The organism is Streptomyces sp. RKAG337, from assembly GCF_023701715.1.
GTDB lineage: Bacteria > Actinomycetota > Actinomycetes > Streptomycetales > Streptomycetaceae > Actinacidiphila.
In genome coordinates this window covers 1,331,609-1,346,648 of sequence record NZ_JAJOZA010000001.1, presented here as the reverse complement: position 1 = coordinate 1,346,648, position 15,040 = coordinate 1,331,609, and the positions used below count along the sequence as shown (strand labels likewise).

The window sequence follows — 15,040 nt, the reverse complement described above, 5'->3', positions numbered from 1 at the left end:
CCGGGCGGTGCGCGCGGGCACGTCCGGGGCGGGTCCGGGGCGGTTGTCGGTGCCGGGCGGTAGATTCGGATCCATGCGCATCGCCACCTGGAACGTCAACTCGATCACCGCCCGTCTGCCGCGCCTGCTCGCCTGGCTGGAGAGCACCGGCACGGATGTGCTGTGCCTCCAGGAGACCAAGTGCTCGCTGGAGCAGTTCCCCTTCGACGAGCTGCGCGAGCTCGGCTACGAGGCGGCCGTCAATGCCACCGGCCGGTGGAACGGCGTGGCGCTGCTGTCGAAGGCCGGCCTGGAGGACGTCGTGACCGGGCTGCCCGGCGGCCCCGAGTACGAGGGTGTGGAGGAGCCGCGCGCGGTCTCCGCCACCTGCGGCGGGGTCCGGGTCTGGTCGGTGTACGTGCCCAACGGCCGCGAGGTCGCGCACGAGCACTTCGCCTACAAGCTGCAGTGGTTCGAGGCGCTGCGCGCCGCCGTCGCCGAGGACGCCGCCGGCCCGCGGCCCTTCGCGGTGCTGGGTGACTACAACGTCGCGCCCACCGACGAGGACGTGTGGGACCTGTCCCAGTTCGAGGGCGCCACCCACGTCACCCCCGAGGAGCGCGCCGCCCTGGCGGCGCTGCGCGAGGCGGGTCTGACGGACGTGGTGCCGCGTCCGCTCAAGTACGACCGCCCGTACACCTACTGGGACTACCGCCAGCTGGGCTTCCCGAAGAACCGGGGCATGCGCATCGACCTGGTCTACGGCAACGAGGCCTTCGCCAAGGCGGTCACCGACTCGTACGTCGACCGCGAGGAGCGCAAGGGCAAGGGCGCCTCCGACCACGCCCCGGTCGTCGTCGACCTCACCGTCTGACCGCACAGCACCCGGCACCGCGCAGCACCCGGCACCGCACCGCACCGCACCGCACCTCACAGCACCCGGCACCGCACCGCACAGCACTACGAGGCGTAGGGCCGGGCCAGGGACCGCATACAACCTGTCGTTCCCGCGCCCGCCCGCCGCCCCGTACGCTCGGCGCTCATGAGCACCGTTGACCTGCCCTCCGCCAGCTTCGCCGTCCACGTTCCCGACGCCGAGCTGGAGCCCGAGCCGCTCGATCCGGACCAGATCGTGTCGGGCACGCCCGAGGTCACCGGCAAGGTGCTCTGGGAGTCGGCCGACGGGACCCGGTTGCGGGGGATTTGGCAGATCACCCCGGGCGTGGTGACCGACACCGAGGCCGACGAGATGTTCGTCGTGGTCAGCGGCCGGGCCACCGTCGAGGTGGCGGGCGGCGACACGCTCGAACTCGGCCCCGGCGTTGTCTGCGTCCTGCGCGAGGGGGACCGGACGACCTGGACGGTGCACGAGACGCTGCGCAAGGCCTACGCGATCGGCTGCTGACCCACCGCCCCGGAACACCCGCGGGGCAGGCGCGCCTGTAGAAGTCCGACCGCCCCGGGTGCGACGCTGAGCCGTATGGACATCCCCTTCCTGGACAAGTGGCGCAAGCGGAACGTGGTGGCGCACGGGGTCGCGGTCCGGGTCGGCGACCCGGACGCGGCGGGCGTGGCCGAATTGCTGGCGGAGTGCGATCTGCTGCGCGCCCAGGCACAGGACGCCGGGGTCGAACTCGACGACTCGCCCGGCTCGTTGACGGCTCTCGACCAGTTGGTGCCGCAGTGGCGCGACGACCCCGAGGTGCTGCCCTGGCTCGGCAACGACGCCGGTCTGTATCTCGGCACCGTCATCGTCCGCACGGTGCCGGGCGCGGTCTGGCAGGTGTGGCCGAACGGCCTGCCGGTGGTCAAGCTGGAGTCGGGCCGTGAGATCGACGTGGTCGCGATCGGCCACGAATGGGCCGAGAGCGGCACGCCCGAGCTGTCCCAGACACTCGCCGAGGCGTCCGAGAACTGACGGCCCGCCGTCACCCGAAGTGATGGACCGCGCCACCGGAATGCGACGGCAGGCAGGCGTGTCCGGCGCGCAATGACGCCTCCGCGCCCGGCCGTACGGTGCATGATGTCGGAAACGCACCAGTTGATCAGCTCGGTACCGGAGGCGCGACGTGGACTCCCTGCAGCAGATGCCGAATATCGGAGCGGTCCTTGCCGACCGCTTGCGCCGCGGCGGCGTCGAGGACGCCGGCGAACTGCGCCGGCTCGGCGCCGGCCGTGCCTTTGAGAAGATCCGCGAGGACCTTCCCGAGGACGCCTGCACGCACACCCTGCTCGCACTCGAAGGCGCGATCCGCGGCACCCGCTGGACCGCCATCCCGCAGACCGAACGCGACACCCTCGTCAACCGGGTCCTGGGCTGACCCGGGGCCGCACCCGACCGGCCCGATCCCGCGCCGACCGATCCAGCGCCGACCGACCCCGCCCCGGCCGGCCCGGCACACACCGCACCCGCGCCGACCGGACCCGCGCCGCTCAGCGGCGCGGGCCGTCGGCGACCGCGCGCGCCGCAAATCGGGTTATTGGCGGCGGTCTGCGTGTCGGCGCGATATGCGGATTTGAAGGGATAGGTTGCCCATTCGTTGACTGTCCGACGGGGTGAGAGTGAGCTGGGCTGCGCATGGATCCACTGATCGTGCTGAGCGGTGTCAACAAGCACTTCGGACAGTTGCATGTGCTGCGGGACATCGACCTGACCATCGGCCGCGGCGAGGTCGTGGTCGTCATCGGTCCTTCGGGGTCCGGCAAGTCCACGCTGTGCCGGGCGATCAACCGACTGGAGCCGGTCGAGTCGGGCACCATCACCATCGACGGGCAGCCGCTGCCCTCCGAGGGCAAGGAACTGGCGAAGCTGCGCGCCGACGTCGGCATGGTGTTCCAGTCCTTCAACCTCTTCGCGCACAAGACCGTGCTGCAGAACGTGGCGCTGGCGCCGGTCAAGGTGCGCGGCCACAGCCGCGCCGAGGCCGACCGACGGGCCAGGGAACTGCTCGACCGGGTGGGCCTGCTGGCGCACGCCGACAAATACCCCGCCCAGATGTCCGGCGGCCAGCAGCAGCGGGTGGCGATCGCCCGCGCGCTGGCGATGGACCCCAAGGCGCTGCTCTTCGACGAGCCGACCTCCGCGCTCGACCCGGAGATGATCAACGAGGTGCTGGAGGTCATGCAGCAGCTCGCCCGGGACGGCATGACGATGGTCGTCGTCACCCATGAGATGGGCTTCGCCCGCTCCGCCGCCAACCGGGTCGTGTTCATGGCCGACGGCCTGATCGTCGAGGACCGGGTCCCGGAGGAGTTCTTCACCGCGCCGCGCAGTGAGCGCGCCAAGGACTTCCTGTCCAAGATCCTCCACCACTGACGACCCGGGACCGCCATGCGACGCAAGAACAGGCACATCGCGCTGCTCGCCGTGGCCGCGGCCCTGCTGGCGGGCTGCGGCAAGCAGGGCAGTCCGCCCACGAAGGGCCCCAGCTCCGACGATCTGCCCACCTACAAGGTGGACACGAACTTCTCCCTCCCCGACTCGAAGACCTGGAGCTCCGCCCACCGGCGCGGCAAGATCGTCGTCGGGGTCAAGGACGACCAGCCGTACCTCGGCCAGCGCGACCCGGCCAACGGCACCTACGCCGGCTTCGACGTCGAGATCGCCCGGATGCTCGCCGCGTCGCTCGGCTTCGGCCTCGACCGCATCCAGTACAAGTCGGTGGCCTCCGCCAACCGCGAGACCGCGCTCAGCAACGGCCAGATCGACTACTACGTCGGCACGTACACGATCAACGACAAGCGCAAGCAGCAGGTCGGTTTCGCCGGCCCGTACTACGTCGCGGGCCAGGGCCTGCTGGTGCGCAAGGACGAGAACGACATCAAGGGCCCGCAGGACCTGAAGGGCAAGAAGGTCTGCTCGGCCGCCGGTTCCACCCCGATCCAGCGCATCGAGTCGGACTACCCCGACGCCATCCCCGTCACCTACGACACCTACTCCGTCTGCGTGGACAACCTGCTGACCTTCCAGGTCGACGCCGTCACCACCGACGACTCGATCCTGCTGGGCTACGCGGCCAAGGCGCCCGACGAGATGAAGCTCGTCGGCAAGGCGTTCTCCAAGGAGCCCTACGGGGTCGGGGTGGCCAGGAGCGACAACGCTCTGCGGCTCGCGCTCGACGACGCGATCGTGGCCCACGAGAAGAACGGCGACTGGAAGAAGGCGTACGACGCGACCCTCGGCCTGTCCGGGGTCCCGGCGCCCACCCCGCCCGCCGTCGACCGGTACTGAGAGGGCCGCCGCACATGAACGTACTGCTCGACAACTTCTCCCTCTACGGCAAGGGTTTCCTCGGCACCCTCGAACTGACCCTGTACGCGGGCGTGCTGGCGCTGGTCGGCGGCGTGGTCATCGCCGGCTTCCGGGTCTCGCCGGTCAAGGCGCTGCGCGTCTTCGGCACCACCTGGGTCACCGTGCTGCGCAACACCCCGCTGACCCTGCTCTTCTTCGCGGTCGTGCTGGGACTGCCGCGGTTCGGGGTGCGGCTGCCGTTCATGACCTTCGCGGTCCTCGCGCTGGCCTGCTACACCTCGGCGTTCATCTGCGAGGCGGTCAGGTCGGGCATCAACACCGTGCCGCTGGGCCAGGGCGAGGCCGCCCGCAGCCTCGGGATGACGTTCGGCCAGACCCTGAACCTGGTGGTGCTGCCGCAGGCGGGCCGCGCGGTCATCTCCCCGATCGGCTCGACACTCATCGCGCTCGCCAAGAACTCCGCGATCGCCGGCTCCTTCTCGGTCACCGAACTGCTCGGCACCTACAAGCCGCTGAACGAGCTGGGCTACAGCATCGTCTGGTCCTTCATCTGGATCGCGGTCGGCTACCTGATCATCACGCTGTCGATCAGCGTGCTCTTCAACGTGCTGGAGAAGAAGATGGGGGTCGCCCGATGAGTAGCGCGCTCTACGACATCCCTGGTCCGAAGGCGCTGGCGCGCCACCGGCTCTACGCGTGGATCACCACCGCCCTGCTGGCCGCGCTGGTCGGCTGGATCATCTACATGCTGATCCACACCGGCCAGTTCGAGTCGACCAAGTGGGTGCCGTTCGAGTACGAGGGCATCCAGCGGCTGCTGCTGACCGGGCTCGCCAACACCCTCAAGGCGTTCATCTGGGCGGCCGTTCTCTCCCTCGCCTTCGGCGCGCTCTTCGCCGCCGGCCGGCTCTCCGAGCACCGGGTGATCCGCTGGGTGAGCACCCTGGTGGTGGAGTTCTTCCGGGCGATGCCGCTGCTGGTGATGATCTTCTTCATCTTCATCGCGCTCAAGGTCGAGCCGATGTTGGCGCTGATCACCGGTCTGACGCTCTACAACGGCTCGGTGCTCGCGGAGGTCTTCCGTACCGGTGTGAACTCGGTGTCGCGCGGGCAGGGCGAGGCCGCCTACGCGCTCGGGATGCGCAAGACGCAGGTGATGACGTACATCCTGGTGCCGCAGGCGGCCCGCGCGATGCTGCCCGCGATCATCAGCCAGCTGGTGGTGGCGCTGAAGGACACCTCGCTCGGCTACCTCATCACCTATGAGGAGTTCCTCTACAACGGGAAACTCATCGCCACCAACCTCGACTACGACCTGCCGTTCATTCCGGTCGTGATGGTGATCGCACCGATCTACATCGGGATGTGCATGCTGCTGTCGTGGTTCGCGAACTGGCTGGGGCGCCGCGAACGGCACAACCCCAAGACGAAGGGCACACCGGTCGCGACGACGCCACCTCAGCAGATCTGACGGATGTGTCGGCGCGTTACTGGTCGTGCAGCGGGACCGACAGCCAGGACGGGTCGGACGCCGGCGACGAGACGGTGACCGTGGAGAAGAGCGGGTTCTGCGCGATGTAGAGCGGGTCGACGGTGTCGACGACCAGCGCCAGCCGGTGGCCGGCCGGGACGTCGTAAGCGGTGGAGAGCAGGTCGATGTCGGTGGTGAAGGCCTTGCCGGGGGTGCGCCCGACCCAGGTGTAGGGCGCGTGCGTGACCAGCTTGCCGATGCCCAGGGAGTCGACGTCGTAGAGGTACGCGATGACGGTTCCGTTCGCGGCCGACGGGGTCAGCGTGGTGTGCAGCGTCGAGGTGCCGCGGACGTGCTGGGCGGTGCCGTACGCGGCGGACTGCCAGACGGTGGCGAAGGCGCGCGGCAGCAGCGGGATCGACGCGACGGGCGGGGCCTGGGCGAACTGGTCGAGCAGGCTGGACAGGAAGATGATCCCGCCGTCGGCGCCCGAGTCGACATTGGTGCCGATGGTGGTGCGCCAGCCGGAACCGGCGTCGCCGCCGAGCTCGCCGGTGCGCAGCCCCTTGGCGCCGAGCTTGAGGGTGGTGGTCCGTGACGGGACCGCGGACCAGCTGTCGTAGCTCTCGTAGGCGCCGGTGGAACGGGACTTGAGCTGGACCGGCTGCTCGTGGTCGATGCCGTTGTCCACGCCCTTGAGGTAGTGGTCGAGCCACCGCCTGGAGCTGGCCCAGGTGTCGTTGGGCAGGCCGAGCAGGCCGGTCGCCTCGGCGGTGGCGTGGTCGCCGGGCCGGAACTCGAGGCGCTTGGGGCCGGTGAGCTTCTCGTAGAACTTCGCGTACTGGTTGGGCGGGAAGAGGCTGTCGCCCCAGGCGTTGGCGAGCATGACCGCCGTGCCGTTGGCGTTCAGCTGGTCCAGGTAGGTCACGGGGGAGCGGAGCTTGCCCCAGGCGATCATCTCGTCCTCGGCGGCGAGGTTCGCGGTGAGGAAGTTGCCCAGGATCTTCTGGAGTTCGGGGCTCGGCCGGCCGGTGAGGTAGCCCGCGCCGCCGAGCAGGGCGGCGGCCTGCAGATGCGGGGTACGGCCCTGGTAGATCGAGTCGATCAGATCGGCCCAGCCGCTGAGCGCGACGACGGCCTTGATGCGCGGGTCGTGCGCGGCGCCGAGCAGACCGATGCCGGCGCCGTACGAGACGCCCGCCATCCCGATGTGGGCCGGGTCGGCCGGGGTGTTGGCGAGCGTCCAGTCGATGACCTTGGACACGTCGGCGACATCGGGCGGTCCCGCGGTCTCGATCTGCCCGCCGGAGAGCCAGAAGCCGCGCGAGGTGTAGCTGACGACGACGTACCCGGAGTCGGCGAGCTGCTTGGCCTGGGCGAGGTACTCCAGGTCGTTGATGGCCCAGCTGCTCGGGAGCACGACGACGGGGTAGCGCTGTGAACCGTCGTAGCCGCCGGGGGTGAAGACGTTGCCCTTGAGCGTGATGCCGCCGGAGCCCGGGATGTCGACGAACCGGAAGGTGGACGCGGCCGCGGCCTGCGCGGTGGCGGCGGTGACCACGGTGGGTGCGGGCGCGGCCTGTGCCAGCGGGGCCAGACCGAATGCCGTGGAGGCGAGCAGTGCCGCGCCGACGACACCTGCTGTGGTTGCTCTCATGACTGCTCCTGTCTGGCCGGATGCAAAGTGACTGGAGAGTAACCTCGCGGCCTTACCGGCGGTAATAGGCGTGCATGTTACGCACGGGTAACGATCTGAGGGCGGCCGGACGCCCGCGGAGCGGCGGAAGGACGTCCGGGGCAGGTGGCGGCAGATGACGGCCCGTCGGGAGCAGCGATCGAACGCGGGTACGTCGGACGATCTTTCGTCAAGGTCATTGACACCCGGCGCGGTTCGCGCGGAATCTGATGCTCGTCACCGTCGACACTGGGGGTACCGATGGCCCGCACCACCGTCCTGGCAGCAGCCGCACTCGGCGGGGCCCTGGCCCTCACCGCGGGCATCGCCGTCCCGGCCTCGGCCCATTCGGGCCGGCCGGGCCACTCCGGTCACGGACACGGCGTCAGCTACGCGGCGCTCGGCGACTCGTACACCTCAGGGCCCGGCATCCCCGACCAGGTGGACGCCAACTGCGCGCGGTCCAGCCACAACTATCCGTCGCTGGTCGCCGCGGACCAGCGCTTCGCGGCCGTCAAGGACGTCAGCTGCGGCGGCGCCACCACCGCCGAGATGTGGAAGCCGCAGGGCACCAACGGACCGCAGCTCGACGCGCTGAACCGCGGCACCGACCTCGTCACGCTGCAGATCGGCGGCAACGACGTCGGCTTCAGCTCGATCATCGGCACCTGCGCCGTGCTCAGCGCCACCGACCCGACCGGCAACCCCTGCCAGAAGCACTACACCGCCACCGGCAGCGACCAGCTCGCCCTCAACATCCAGCAGACGGCGCCAAAGGTCGCGGCTGTGCTGCGCGCCATCCACGCCCGCGCCCCGCACGCCCGGGTGGTCGTCGTCGGCTACCCGGACCTGCTGCCGGACAACGGCGTCGGGTGCCGTCCCGCCGTCCCCTTCGCGGACAAGGACTTCGGGTACCTCAAGGACACCGAGAAGCGGCTCAACACGATGCTGCGCCGGCAGGCCGGGGCCGCGCACGCCGAGTACGTCGACACCTACCGGCCGACTGTCGGCCACGACATGTGCACGGCGCCCGCCAACCGCTGGATCGAGCCGCTGGTACCGGCTTCCCCGGCCGCGCCCGCGCACCCCAACGCCAAGGGCGAGAAGGCCATGGCCGTCGCCGTGCTCGACCGGATCGACCCGCGCTGCTGCCACCACTGACCGGGCAGCGACCGGCACCGACCTGGCCTGATCTGGCCTGACCTGCCATGGCCTGACCTGCTCTGACTCGCGCCGTCGGTCCGCTTCGCCGATCATGGGCGGAAGCGGGCGGGCCGGCGGCGGAGGCGGGTGAACGCGGATGGCGGTGCTGATAGCCCTCGGCGCGTTCGTGATGACCCTGATCGGCGGGCTGGTCGCCCAGCACATCGGTGACCGCCGCCATCTGGTGCTGGGACTCGCCGCCGGGCTGATGCTCGGCGTGGTGGGCTTCGACCTGCTGCCCGAGGCGCTGGACCTGCAGTCCGACGACGTCTTCGGCGTCCCCGCCGCGCTGCTGATGTTCGTGGCGGGCTTCCTCACCCTGCACATCGTCGAGCGGTCGGTGGCGATCCACCGCGCGCACGAGGGCGAGTACGCCGCGCACACCCACGCCCACGGCCCGGCGTTCACCGACCCCGGTGAACCCGTCAAGGGCATCGGGCTCACCGCCGCTTCGGCGCTCGTCGGCCACAGCGTCATGGACGGCTTCGCGATCGGCGCCGCGTTCCAGGCCGGCAGCACGGTCGGCCTGGTGGTCGCCATCGCCGTGGTCGCGCACGACTTCGCCGACGGCTTCAACACCTACACGATCACCCGGATGTACGGGAACGGCCGGCAGCGCGCGCTCGTGCTGCTCGGCTGCGACGCCATCGCCCCGGTGATCGGCGCCGCGATCACCCTCGCCTTCACCATCCCGGCGGGCGCGCTCGGCCTCTACCTCGGGTTCTTCGCCGGGTTCCTGCTCTACCTGGCGACCTCCGACATCCTCCCCGAGGCGCACAGCCCGCACCCGTCCCGCTCGACGCTGCTGTGCACGGTCGCGGGATGCGCCGTCATGTGGCTGGTGATCGGTCTGGCCGACTGACCGGAACCGTCTGCGCGGCCCGGGTCACATCGGCGACGAGCTCGACGACGTCGGGACCGTAGGCCTGCGAGTTGACGACCTTGAGCAGCAGGCAGAACGTGCCGTCGATGCCGTGCTTGCGCGACAACCGCACATGGTGCCGGGCCAGGTACCGCACGGCCGCCTGGTTGGCGACACCGCGCTGGCCGGAGGAGAGGAAGACCGGGCGGTCGTTGCCGGCGTCCCGCACGGCGGCCAGCCGGGCCAGCAGGACGTACTCGACGGCGCCCTTGTCCATCCGGTAGGTCTCGCCGTCGATGGTGAACGCCCCCTGGTCGGGCCCGGGGGAGGCGTCGGTGTTGATGTCGATGCCCGGCAGCATCGACCGCAGGTGCGCCCCGAGCCGGTGGTTGGCGACCGGGCCGCCCACGCAGAACTCGGTGCGGGCCCCGAAGCCCTGCCAGGCCGTGTCGTGCGGCAGGATCTCGGCGTGCGCCCCGCAGTCCTTGATCAGCGCGGCCAGTTCCAGCAGCGCGAACGCGTCATGGCGGGCGACGCTCCACACCCGGGCACCGGGGTCGCGCGGCACCACGAGAAGGCATTCGGAGCCGTTGGGCAGCCCGAAGAAACGCTGCTTGCGGTGCAGTTTCCGGCGCCACACATAAGTGCGGACAAACCAGCCCAGCGCTGCACTGATGGCGCTGGCCGCCAGGCCCAGCACGAGGTTGCGGACGTCATCGCTCATGGCCGGGCATCGTAGCGGTGTTCGACCGAACGCGCTCCTGACGGGATCGCCGTACCCAAGTTAGGCTGCGCGGACCCCTGTTGACTGGAGGAAACCGTATGCGTCTCCCCGCCGTCCGGAGTTTGTCGCTGCTGGCCGTCACGGCCGCCGTTGTCACGGTGGGAGCCGCGGCCCCGCCGGCGCGGTCGGCCCCGCAGGATGCGGGGGCCCGGCCGGCCAAGGTGCCGGTCGCGGTCGGCTACGGGGGCGCGGTCGCCAGCGTGGACGCGGACGCCTCGGCGGCCGGTATCGAGGTGCTCCGCCAGGGCGGCAACGCCGTGGACGCCGCGGTGGCCACCGCGGCCGCGCTCGGCGTCACCGAGCCGTACTCGGCGGGCGTCGGCGGCGGCGGGTACTTCGTCTACTACAACGCCCGGCTGCACAAGGTGTTCACCATCGACGGCCGGGAGACCGCGCCGCGCAGCGCCACCGAGACGCTCTTCCAGGAGAACGGCAAGCCGCTCCCGTTCGCCGACGCGGTCACCAGCGGTCTGAGCGTCGGCACCCCCGGCACCCCCGCCACCTGGGCCACCGCCCTCGACAGCTGGGGCAGCCGTCCGCTGGGGCAGGTGCTCAAGCCCGCCGAGCGGATCGCGCGCGACGGCTTCACCGTCGACGAGACCTTCCGCTCGCAGACCGCGGCGAACCAGGACCGCTTCAAGGACTTCCCGGCCACCGCGAAGATCTTCCTGCCGGGCGGCGCCCCGCCCGTGGTCGGCTCCACGCTCACCAACCCGGACCTGGCCCGCACCTACCAGGAACTGGGGAAGAAGGGCGTCGGAGCGATCTACCAGGGGGACATCGGCGCCGACATCGTCCGGACGGTCCGCAAGCCCCCGGTCGACCCCAACGCCACCCGCGTGGTGCGGGCCGGCGATCTGACCACCGCCGACCTGCGCGGCTACGCGGCCAAGCGGCAGGCCCCGACCCAGGTCTCCTACCGCGGCTACGACGTCTACTCGATCGCGCCGTCCTCGTCGGGCGGCACGACGGTCGGTGAGGCGCTCAACATCCTGGAGCGGACGAACCTCTCCCCGAAGAAGGCCACCGACGCCCAGTACCTGCACCGCTACATCGAGGCCAGCCGGATCGCCTTCGCCGACCGCGGGCGCTGGCTCGGCGACCCGGCCTTCGAGGACGTCCCGACCGGCGGACTGCTCTCGCAGCGTTACGCGGACTCGCGCGGCTGCCTCATCAAGGACACCGCGGTGCTCACCAGCCCGCTCGCACCGGGCGACCCGCGCCACCCCGCCGCCTGCGGCGGCACCGGCACGGCCGCGCCGACGACGTACGAGGGCGAGAACACCACGCACCTGACCGTTGCCGACAAGTGGGGCAACGTCGTCTCGTACACCCTCACCATCGAGCAGACCGGCGGCAGCGGCATCGTCGTCCCCGGCCGCGGCTTCCTGCTCAACAACGAGCTGACGGACTTCTCGTTCGCGCCCGCCAACCCGGCGGTCCACGACCCGAACCTGCCCGGCCCCGGTAAGCGCCCGCGCTCCTCGATCTCCCCGACGATCGTGCTGAAGGACGGCCGTCCGGCGTTCGCGCTCGGCTCGCCCGGCGGCTCCACCATCATCACCACCGTGCTGCAGGTCCTCACCGAGCACGTCGACCGCGGTCTGCCGCTCGTCGACGCGATCGCCGCACCGCGCGCCAGCCAGCGCAACGCGGCGGCCACCGAACTCGAACCGGCCCTGTTCACCAGCGCGACTAGGACACAGCTCGAAGCGCTCGGCCATGTCTTCACCCTGAACCCGGAGATCGGCGCGGCCACCGGCATCCAGCGGCTGCCCGACGGGCGCTGGCTCGCCGCGGCCGAGACGACCCGGCGCGGCGGCGGCTCGGCGATGGTGGTCAGCCCGAGCCACGCGGGCTGACCCCCGGCCTCCCGGTCCCTCCTGGGAGCTTCGGCTCCTAGGCCGTGTCTGACAAATAGCGGCGTCCGCCCGGAGGGCGGGGCCCGGGGCGTCTGGTGCGTGCGATCGCAAGGCGGAGGGTCGTCCTCGTACCGGGGTACGTGGATGAGCCCGACAACGCAGCGAGCGTGCGTGCCAGGCGCCCCGGGCCAGGCGGGATTTGTCAGACACGGCCTAGGAGGGGATCCGGGTGACGTCGGAGACGGTCAGCTCCACCGGAAGCGCGCCGGAGCTGATCTGGGCGGCCAGATCCTGGGCGGAGGTCCGGGTGAAGTTGCCGCTGATCTGCACCTCGCCGCCGGTGATCGACTGCGAGACGGAGGGCGCGGAGATCACCTGGCGGTCCAGCATGATGCCGATCTGGTTGGCGGGCGCGCTCTGCTGGGACAGCCGGCGGGTGAGCTCCGCGAACTTCGTACCGCCCGCCGAGGTGAGCACCAGGTTGATCGTCCAGCCGTTGCCGGTCTGTGCGTCGAGCGACGCCTTGGCGCTGGTCACGTCCCGGCCGCTGAGAGCGACGGGACCGAGTACGTACTTCGTGGGGCCCGTCCGGTCACAGGCGACCGTCGGGCTCGTGGGGGACAGCGCCGGCGCGCTGACCGGCACCGGCGCCATGCAGTCGAAGGCGGTGAACTGCCGCTGCAGTTCGGGCGGCACGGAGGCGTCGCCGCCCAGCACCGGCCGGAATCCCAGCTCGGCCGTGACGGCCAGCTGGCGCAGCCGGTCACCGCTGTCCCCGGGCGCCTCGGCGGTGATCGTGCCGCCGTGCACCTCGATCCGCGCGCCGTCCAGCCCGAACGCGTCGGCCCTGGCGCGCAGCAGATCCACGGTGTGCCGCAACGTCTCGTCTCCCTGCGCCGAACGCGGGGTGTAGGTGACGGTGGTCCGGCCCGAGGCCGGGGTGCCGGACGCGGTGGACGTGCGGGTCGGGCCGGGGATCAGCGGGGACCGGTCCTTGCCGTCCGACGAGTTCGAGGAGCCGGAACACCCGGTCAGGGCGGCGCTCATGACGAGCACGGCGGCGACGGCGGTCAGGGCGGTCGCGGTGGCGCTCGCCGAGGATGTCGCGCGGGGGATCGTGCGGAGAAGACGCATAGCGGCCAGTCTCGCGGACCGGCGGCCGGCCGCGCAGAGGAATCGCCGCGCCTCAGGCGTCCCGGTGGGGCGCCGGTGACCGGTGCGCCGGGTAAGGCGGTTGGGGCAGCTGCGGTGTGGACGAAAACTCCCCGTAGCCGCCCCGTAACACGAATGGTGTCGAATGCTGGGACGGGACTGCATGCCTCCGGGCGGGGGCGGAGAGGCAGCAGCGATGACACAGCGCGGCGCCGGACCTCAACTGGCCGACTCTGCTAGGGAGTTCACCGAATTCTTCCGGGAGCTGGTCGCCGGACTGGGGGCCGCGCCGGGCTGGTACGGCGCCTTGTCGCGACGTGACCCGGGCGGGGTGAACGCGTACGAGGCGGGTGTGGAGCTGGCGCCCTGGGACGTGGTGCACGCCGTCCTCCACGACCTGGCCGCCCTGCATGGCGCACCGGTCGACCCGGCCGACGTCGGCCGCGCCCAGCGGCTGTACCGCGCCGCCGCGGCCGGCCGGGACGCGGCCCCCGGCAGCGGGACGGCGCTGCGCTCCCGGCTGGACGCGATGCTCCGCGAACGCCACGACGCGGTGCTGCGCGAACGCGAGGCCGCGCACGCGGCGCACGAGTACGGAGCGACGGGCGGCGACCCCCACTCCGTGACGGCGGGGCGGCTGGCCAACGCCCTCGCCTGGGCCCGCGACGACCGGGAACGCGCGGGCGCGCGCTGCGCGGAGCTGCAGGCCCGGCTCGACGCGGTCGAGAAGCGGCTCGCCGGAGAGTTCTTCACGGACCGGTCCGCCGCCGACCGTTCCCCCGCGCCGGACGACTGGTTCCGGCCGCGCACGCCGGACCCGGTGGACCCGGCGGGCCCGTTGATGCGGCAGCAGAGCTCCGCCGCCGGACCGGCCGGGAGCACCGAACCCGTCGCACCGGCCGCTCCGGCCGGACGGGGCAAGCGCCGGCCCAAGGCGGCCGGGCGCGGTACCGGGTCGCGCCCGCGCGGCGCCCGGTTCGCGACGACGTTCGACGAGCCGTTCGACGAGGCGGACGACGCGGCGTCCGAGGCGCCCCGGCAGGAGGGCCCCGCCGCGACAGCCGCCCCCGGACCCGCGGCAGGGCCCGCGCCGCGCGGCGCGCGCTTCGCCGGTGTCGCCGCCGAGGAGGCACCGGCACGGGCCGCCGACGTACCGCCCGACGCCGGGCCGCGGCAGGCGGAGGCCCGCAGCGAGGCGGCCCGGCTGGGCGGCCTGCGCCGGGCCGGGCGCGGCGGGGAGGCGTACGTGGTGCTGTGCGAGGCGGCGGCCGGCCCGGCCGCCGCGCTGCCGGTGCTGGCCCGCGAGCTGGAACGGGCCGGTCTCGCGGCGGACGTCGCGACGCTCCTGTGGGAGGTCGCCGTCCTGCCGCCGGACCGGCTGGCCGCCGCCGCGGCCGCGCTGGCGCAGGCCGGCCGCACGGACGACTGCCGCACCCTGCTGCACCAGGCCGCGGCGCGCCCCGCCGCCGAGGTCGCGGTGCTGGCGGCCGCGCTGTACGGGGAGAACCGGGGCGAGGAGGCCGGAACACTCCTGGGCGCCGTGGTCAGGACCCGGCTGCCCGAGGAGGCCGCGGCCGTCGCCGGCGCCCACCCCGGCCTCACCGCACCGCTCCTGGACGTCGCCGCGCTGATCTCCAGGCCGCGCCGCCGGGACATCGTGGCCGCCCTGCGCCGCGCGGGCCTGCCGGACCGGTGAGCGCGCCGAAATCACCGGCGCCGGAGCACGCCGGACTGCCGGAGCGGCCGCCGGTTGCCCCGGTCGGGCAGGAAACGTGATCGTCCCGGTCAAGTAACGGTAGC

At 71.9% G+C, this 15,040-nt stretch carries 15 protein-coding genes; 12 read left to right on the top strand and 3 right to left on the bottom strand.

What is annotated here, in order from left to right:
* Window positions 1-73: 73 nt before the first annotated feature.
* The 8 genes from LNW73_RS05935 (at window position 74) to LNW73_RS05900 (ending at window position 5,702) form a co-directional block, all read left to right on the top strand.
* Entirely contained in the window at window positions 74-853 is a 780-nt protein-coding gene (locus LNW73_RS05935; RefSeq protein WP_250989211.1) for an exodeoxyribonuclease III, read from the top strand.
* Between the two features lie 168 nt (window positions 854-1,021).
* Window positions 1,022-1,384, top strand: a complete 363-nt coding sequence (locus LNW73_RS05930; RefSeq protein ID WP_250989210.1) for a cupin domain-containing protein — start codon at window positions 1,022-1,024, stop codon at window positions 1,382-1,384.
* A 75-nt stretch (window positions 1,385-1,459) separates the two neighbouring features.
* The gene (locus LNW73_RS05925) at window positions 1,460-1,897 is read left to right on the top strand and encodes a DUF6278 family protein (protein ID WP_250989209.1); all 438 of its coding nucleotides are present in this window, start codon (window positions 1,460-1,462) and stop codon (window positions 1,895-1,897) included.
* A 151-nt stretch (window positions 1,898-2,048) separates the two neighbouring features.
* Complete coding sequence (locus LNW73_RS05920; RefSeq protein WP_138355572.1) at window positions 2,049-2,300, top strand: TfoX/Sxy family DNA transformation protein; 252 nt, start codon at window positions 2,049-2,051, stop codon at window positions 2,298-2,300.
* A 251-nt stretch (window positions 2,301-2,551) separates the two neighbouring features.
* The gene (locus LNW73_RS05915; protein WP_285370879.1) at window positions 2,552-3,295 is read left to right on the top strand and encodes an amino acid ABC transporter ATP-binding protein; all 744 of its coding nucleotides are present in this window, start codon (window positions 2,552-2,554) and stop codon (window positions 3,293-3,295) included.
* Window positions 3,296-3,310: 15 nt separating this feature from the next.
* Window positions 3,311-4,210, top strand: coding sequence for a glutamate ABC transporter substrate-binding protein (locus LNW73_RS05910; protein ID WP_250978368.1), 900 nt, complete (start codon window positions 3,311-3,313; stop codon window positions 4,208-4,210).
* 14 nt (window positions 4,211-4,224) lie between these two features.
* Window positions 4,225-4,869: an amino acid ABC transporter permease gene (locus LNW73_RS05905; RefSeq protein WP_250978369.1), complete on the top strand. Its 645-nt coding sequence runs from the start codon at window positions 4,225-4,227 to the stop codon at window positions 4,867-4,869.
* Entirely contained in the window at window positions 4,866-5,702 is an 837-nt protein-coding gene (locus LNW73_RS05900; protein ID WP_250978370.1) for an amino acid ABC transporter permease, read from the top strand. The genes LNW73_RS05905 and LNW73_RS05900 overlap by 4 nt, the downstream gene beginning before the upstream one ends.
* A gap of 16 nt (window positions 5,703-5,718) precedes the next feature.
* Here the strand turns inward: LNW73_RS05900 and LNW73_RS05895 are convergent, their stop codons facing one another.
* Entirely contained in the window at window positions 5,719-7,359 is a 1,641-nt protein-coding gene (locus tag LNW73_RS05895; protein WP_250989208.1) for a CocE/NonD family hydrolase, read from the bottom strand.
* Between the two features lie 279 nt (window positions 7,360-7,638).
* Between LNW73_RS05895 and LNW73_RS05890 the strand changes: the two genes are divergently transcribed.
* Together LNW73_RS05890 and LNW73_RS05885 are read left to right on the top strand one after the other, a co-directional pair.
* Complete coding sequence (locus LNW73_RS05890) at window positions 7,639-8,538, top strand: SGNH/GDSL hydrolase family protein (protein ID WP_250989207.1); 900 nt, start codon at window positions 7,639-7,641, stop codon at window positions 8,536-8,538.
* Between the two features lie 139 nt (window positions 8,539-8,677).
* Complete coding sequence (locus LNW73_RS05885; RefSeq protein ID WP_250989206.1) at window positions 8,678-9,442, top strand: ZIP family metal transporter; 765 nt, start codon at window positions 8,678-8,680, stop codon at window positions 9,440-9,442.
* On the opposite strand, the gene LNW73_RS05880 is transcribed toward LNW73_RS05885, so the two are convergent.
* Window positions 9,411-10,166, bottom strand: coding sequence for a hypothetical protein (locus LNW73_RS05880; RefSeq protein ID WP_250989205.1), 756 nt, complete (start codon window positions 10,164-10,166; stop codon window positions 9,411-9,413). The two genes, LNW73_RS05885 and LNW73_RS05880, sit on opposite strands and share 32 nt — an antisense overlap.
* A 98-nt stretch (window positions 10,167-10,264) precedes the next feature.
* Between LNW73_RS05880 and ggt the strand changes: the two genes are divergently transcribed.
* Window positions 10,265-12,088, top strand: a complete 1,824-nt coding sequence (gene ggt / locus LNW73_RS05875; RefSeq protein ID WP_250989204.1) for a gamma-glutamyltransferase — start codon at window positions 10,265-10,267, stop codon at window positions 12,086-12,088.
* Window positions 12,089-12,301: 213 nt separating this feature from the next.
* Here ggt and LNW73_RS05870 read toward each other — a convergent pair whose 3' ends face one another.
* Window positions 12,302-13,222, bottom strand: a complete 921-nt coding sequence (locus LNW73_RS05870; protein WP_250989203.1) for a preprotein translocase subunit SecD — start codon at window positions 13,220-13,222, stop codon at window positions 12,302-12,304.
* 214 nt (window positions 13,223-13,436) lie between these two features.
* Between LNW73_RS05870 and LNW73_RS05865 the strand changes: the two genes are divergently transcribed.
* Window positions 13,437-14,936 carry a hypothetical protein gene (locus tag LNW73_RS05865; RefSeq protein ID WP_250989202.1) on the top strand — a complete coding sequence of 500 codons (1,500 nt, stop codon included), beginning with the start codon at window positions 13,437-13,439 and terminating at the stop codon, window positions 14,934-14,936.
* Window positions 14,937-15,040: the final 104 nt, after the last annotated feature.

Bases quoted from the DNA above. Each gene is read 5' to 3' on its own strand.
- ggt (WP_250989204.1), top strand. From the start codon at position 10,265: ATGCGTCTCCCCGCCGTCCGGAGTTTGTCGCTGCTGGCCGTCACGGCC.
- LNW73_RS05885 (WP_250989206.1), top strand. From the start codon at position 8,678: ATGGCGGTGCTGATAGCCCTCGGCGCGTTCGTGATGACCCTGATCGGC.
- LNW73_RS05895 (WP_250989208.1), bottom strand. From the start codon at position 7,359: ATGAGAGCAACCACAGCAGGTGTCGTCGGCGCGGCACTGCTCGCCTCC.
- LNW73_RS05865 (WP_250989202.1), top strand. From the start codon at position 13,437: ATGACACAGCGCGGCGCCGGACCTCAACTGGCCGACTCTGCTAGGGAG.
- LNW73_RS05910 (WP_250978368.1), top strand. From the start codon at position 3,311: ATGCGACGCAAGAACAGGCACATCGCGCTGCTCGCCGTGGCCGCGGCC.
- LNW73_RS05880 (WP_250989205.1), bottom strand. From the start codon at position 10,166: ATGAGCGATGACGTCCGCAACCTCGTGCTGGGCCTGGCGGCCAGCGCC.
- LNW73_RS05935 (WP_250989211.1), top strand. From the start codon at position 74: ATGCGCATCGCCACCTGGAACGTCAACTCGATCACCGCCCGTCTGCCG.
- LNW73_RS05890 (WP_250989207.1), top strand. From the start codon at position 7,639: ATGGCCCGCACCACCGTCCTGGCAGCAGCCGCACTCGGCGGGGCCCTG.
- LNW73_RS05930 (WP_250989210.1), top strand. From the start codon at position 1,022: ATGAGCACCGTTGACCTGCCCTCCGCCAGCTTCGCCGTCCACGTTCCC.
- LNW73_RS05905 (WP_250978369.1), top strand. From the start codon at position 4,225: ATGAACGTACTGCTCGACAACTTCTCCCTCTACGGCAAGGGTTTCCTC.
- LNW73_RS05870 (WP_250989203.1), bottom strand. From the start codon at position 13,222: ATGCGTCTTCTCCGCACGATCCCCCGCGCGACATCCTCGGCGAGCGCC.
- LNW73_RS05900 (WP_250978370.1), top strand. From the start codon at position 4,866: ATGAGTAGCGCGCTCTACGACATCCCTGGTCCGAAGGCGCTGGCGCGC.
- LNW73_RS05925 (WP_250989209.1), top strand. From the start codon at position 1,460: ATGGACATCCCCTTCCTGGACAAGTGGCGCAAGCGGAACGTGGTGGCG.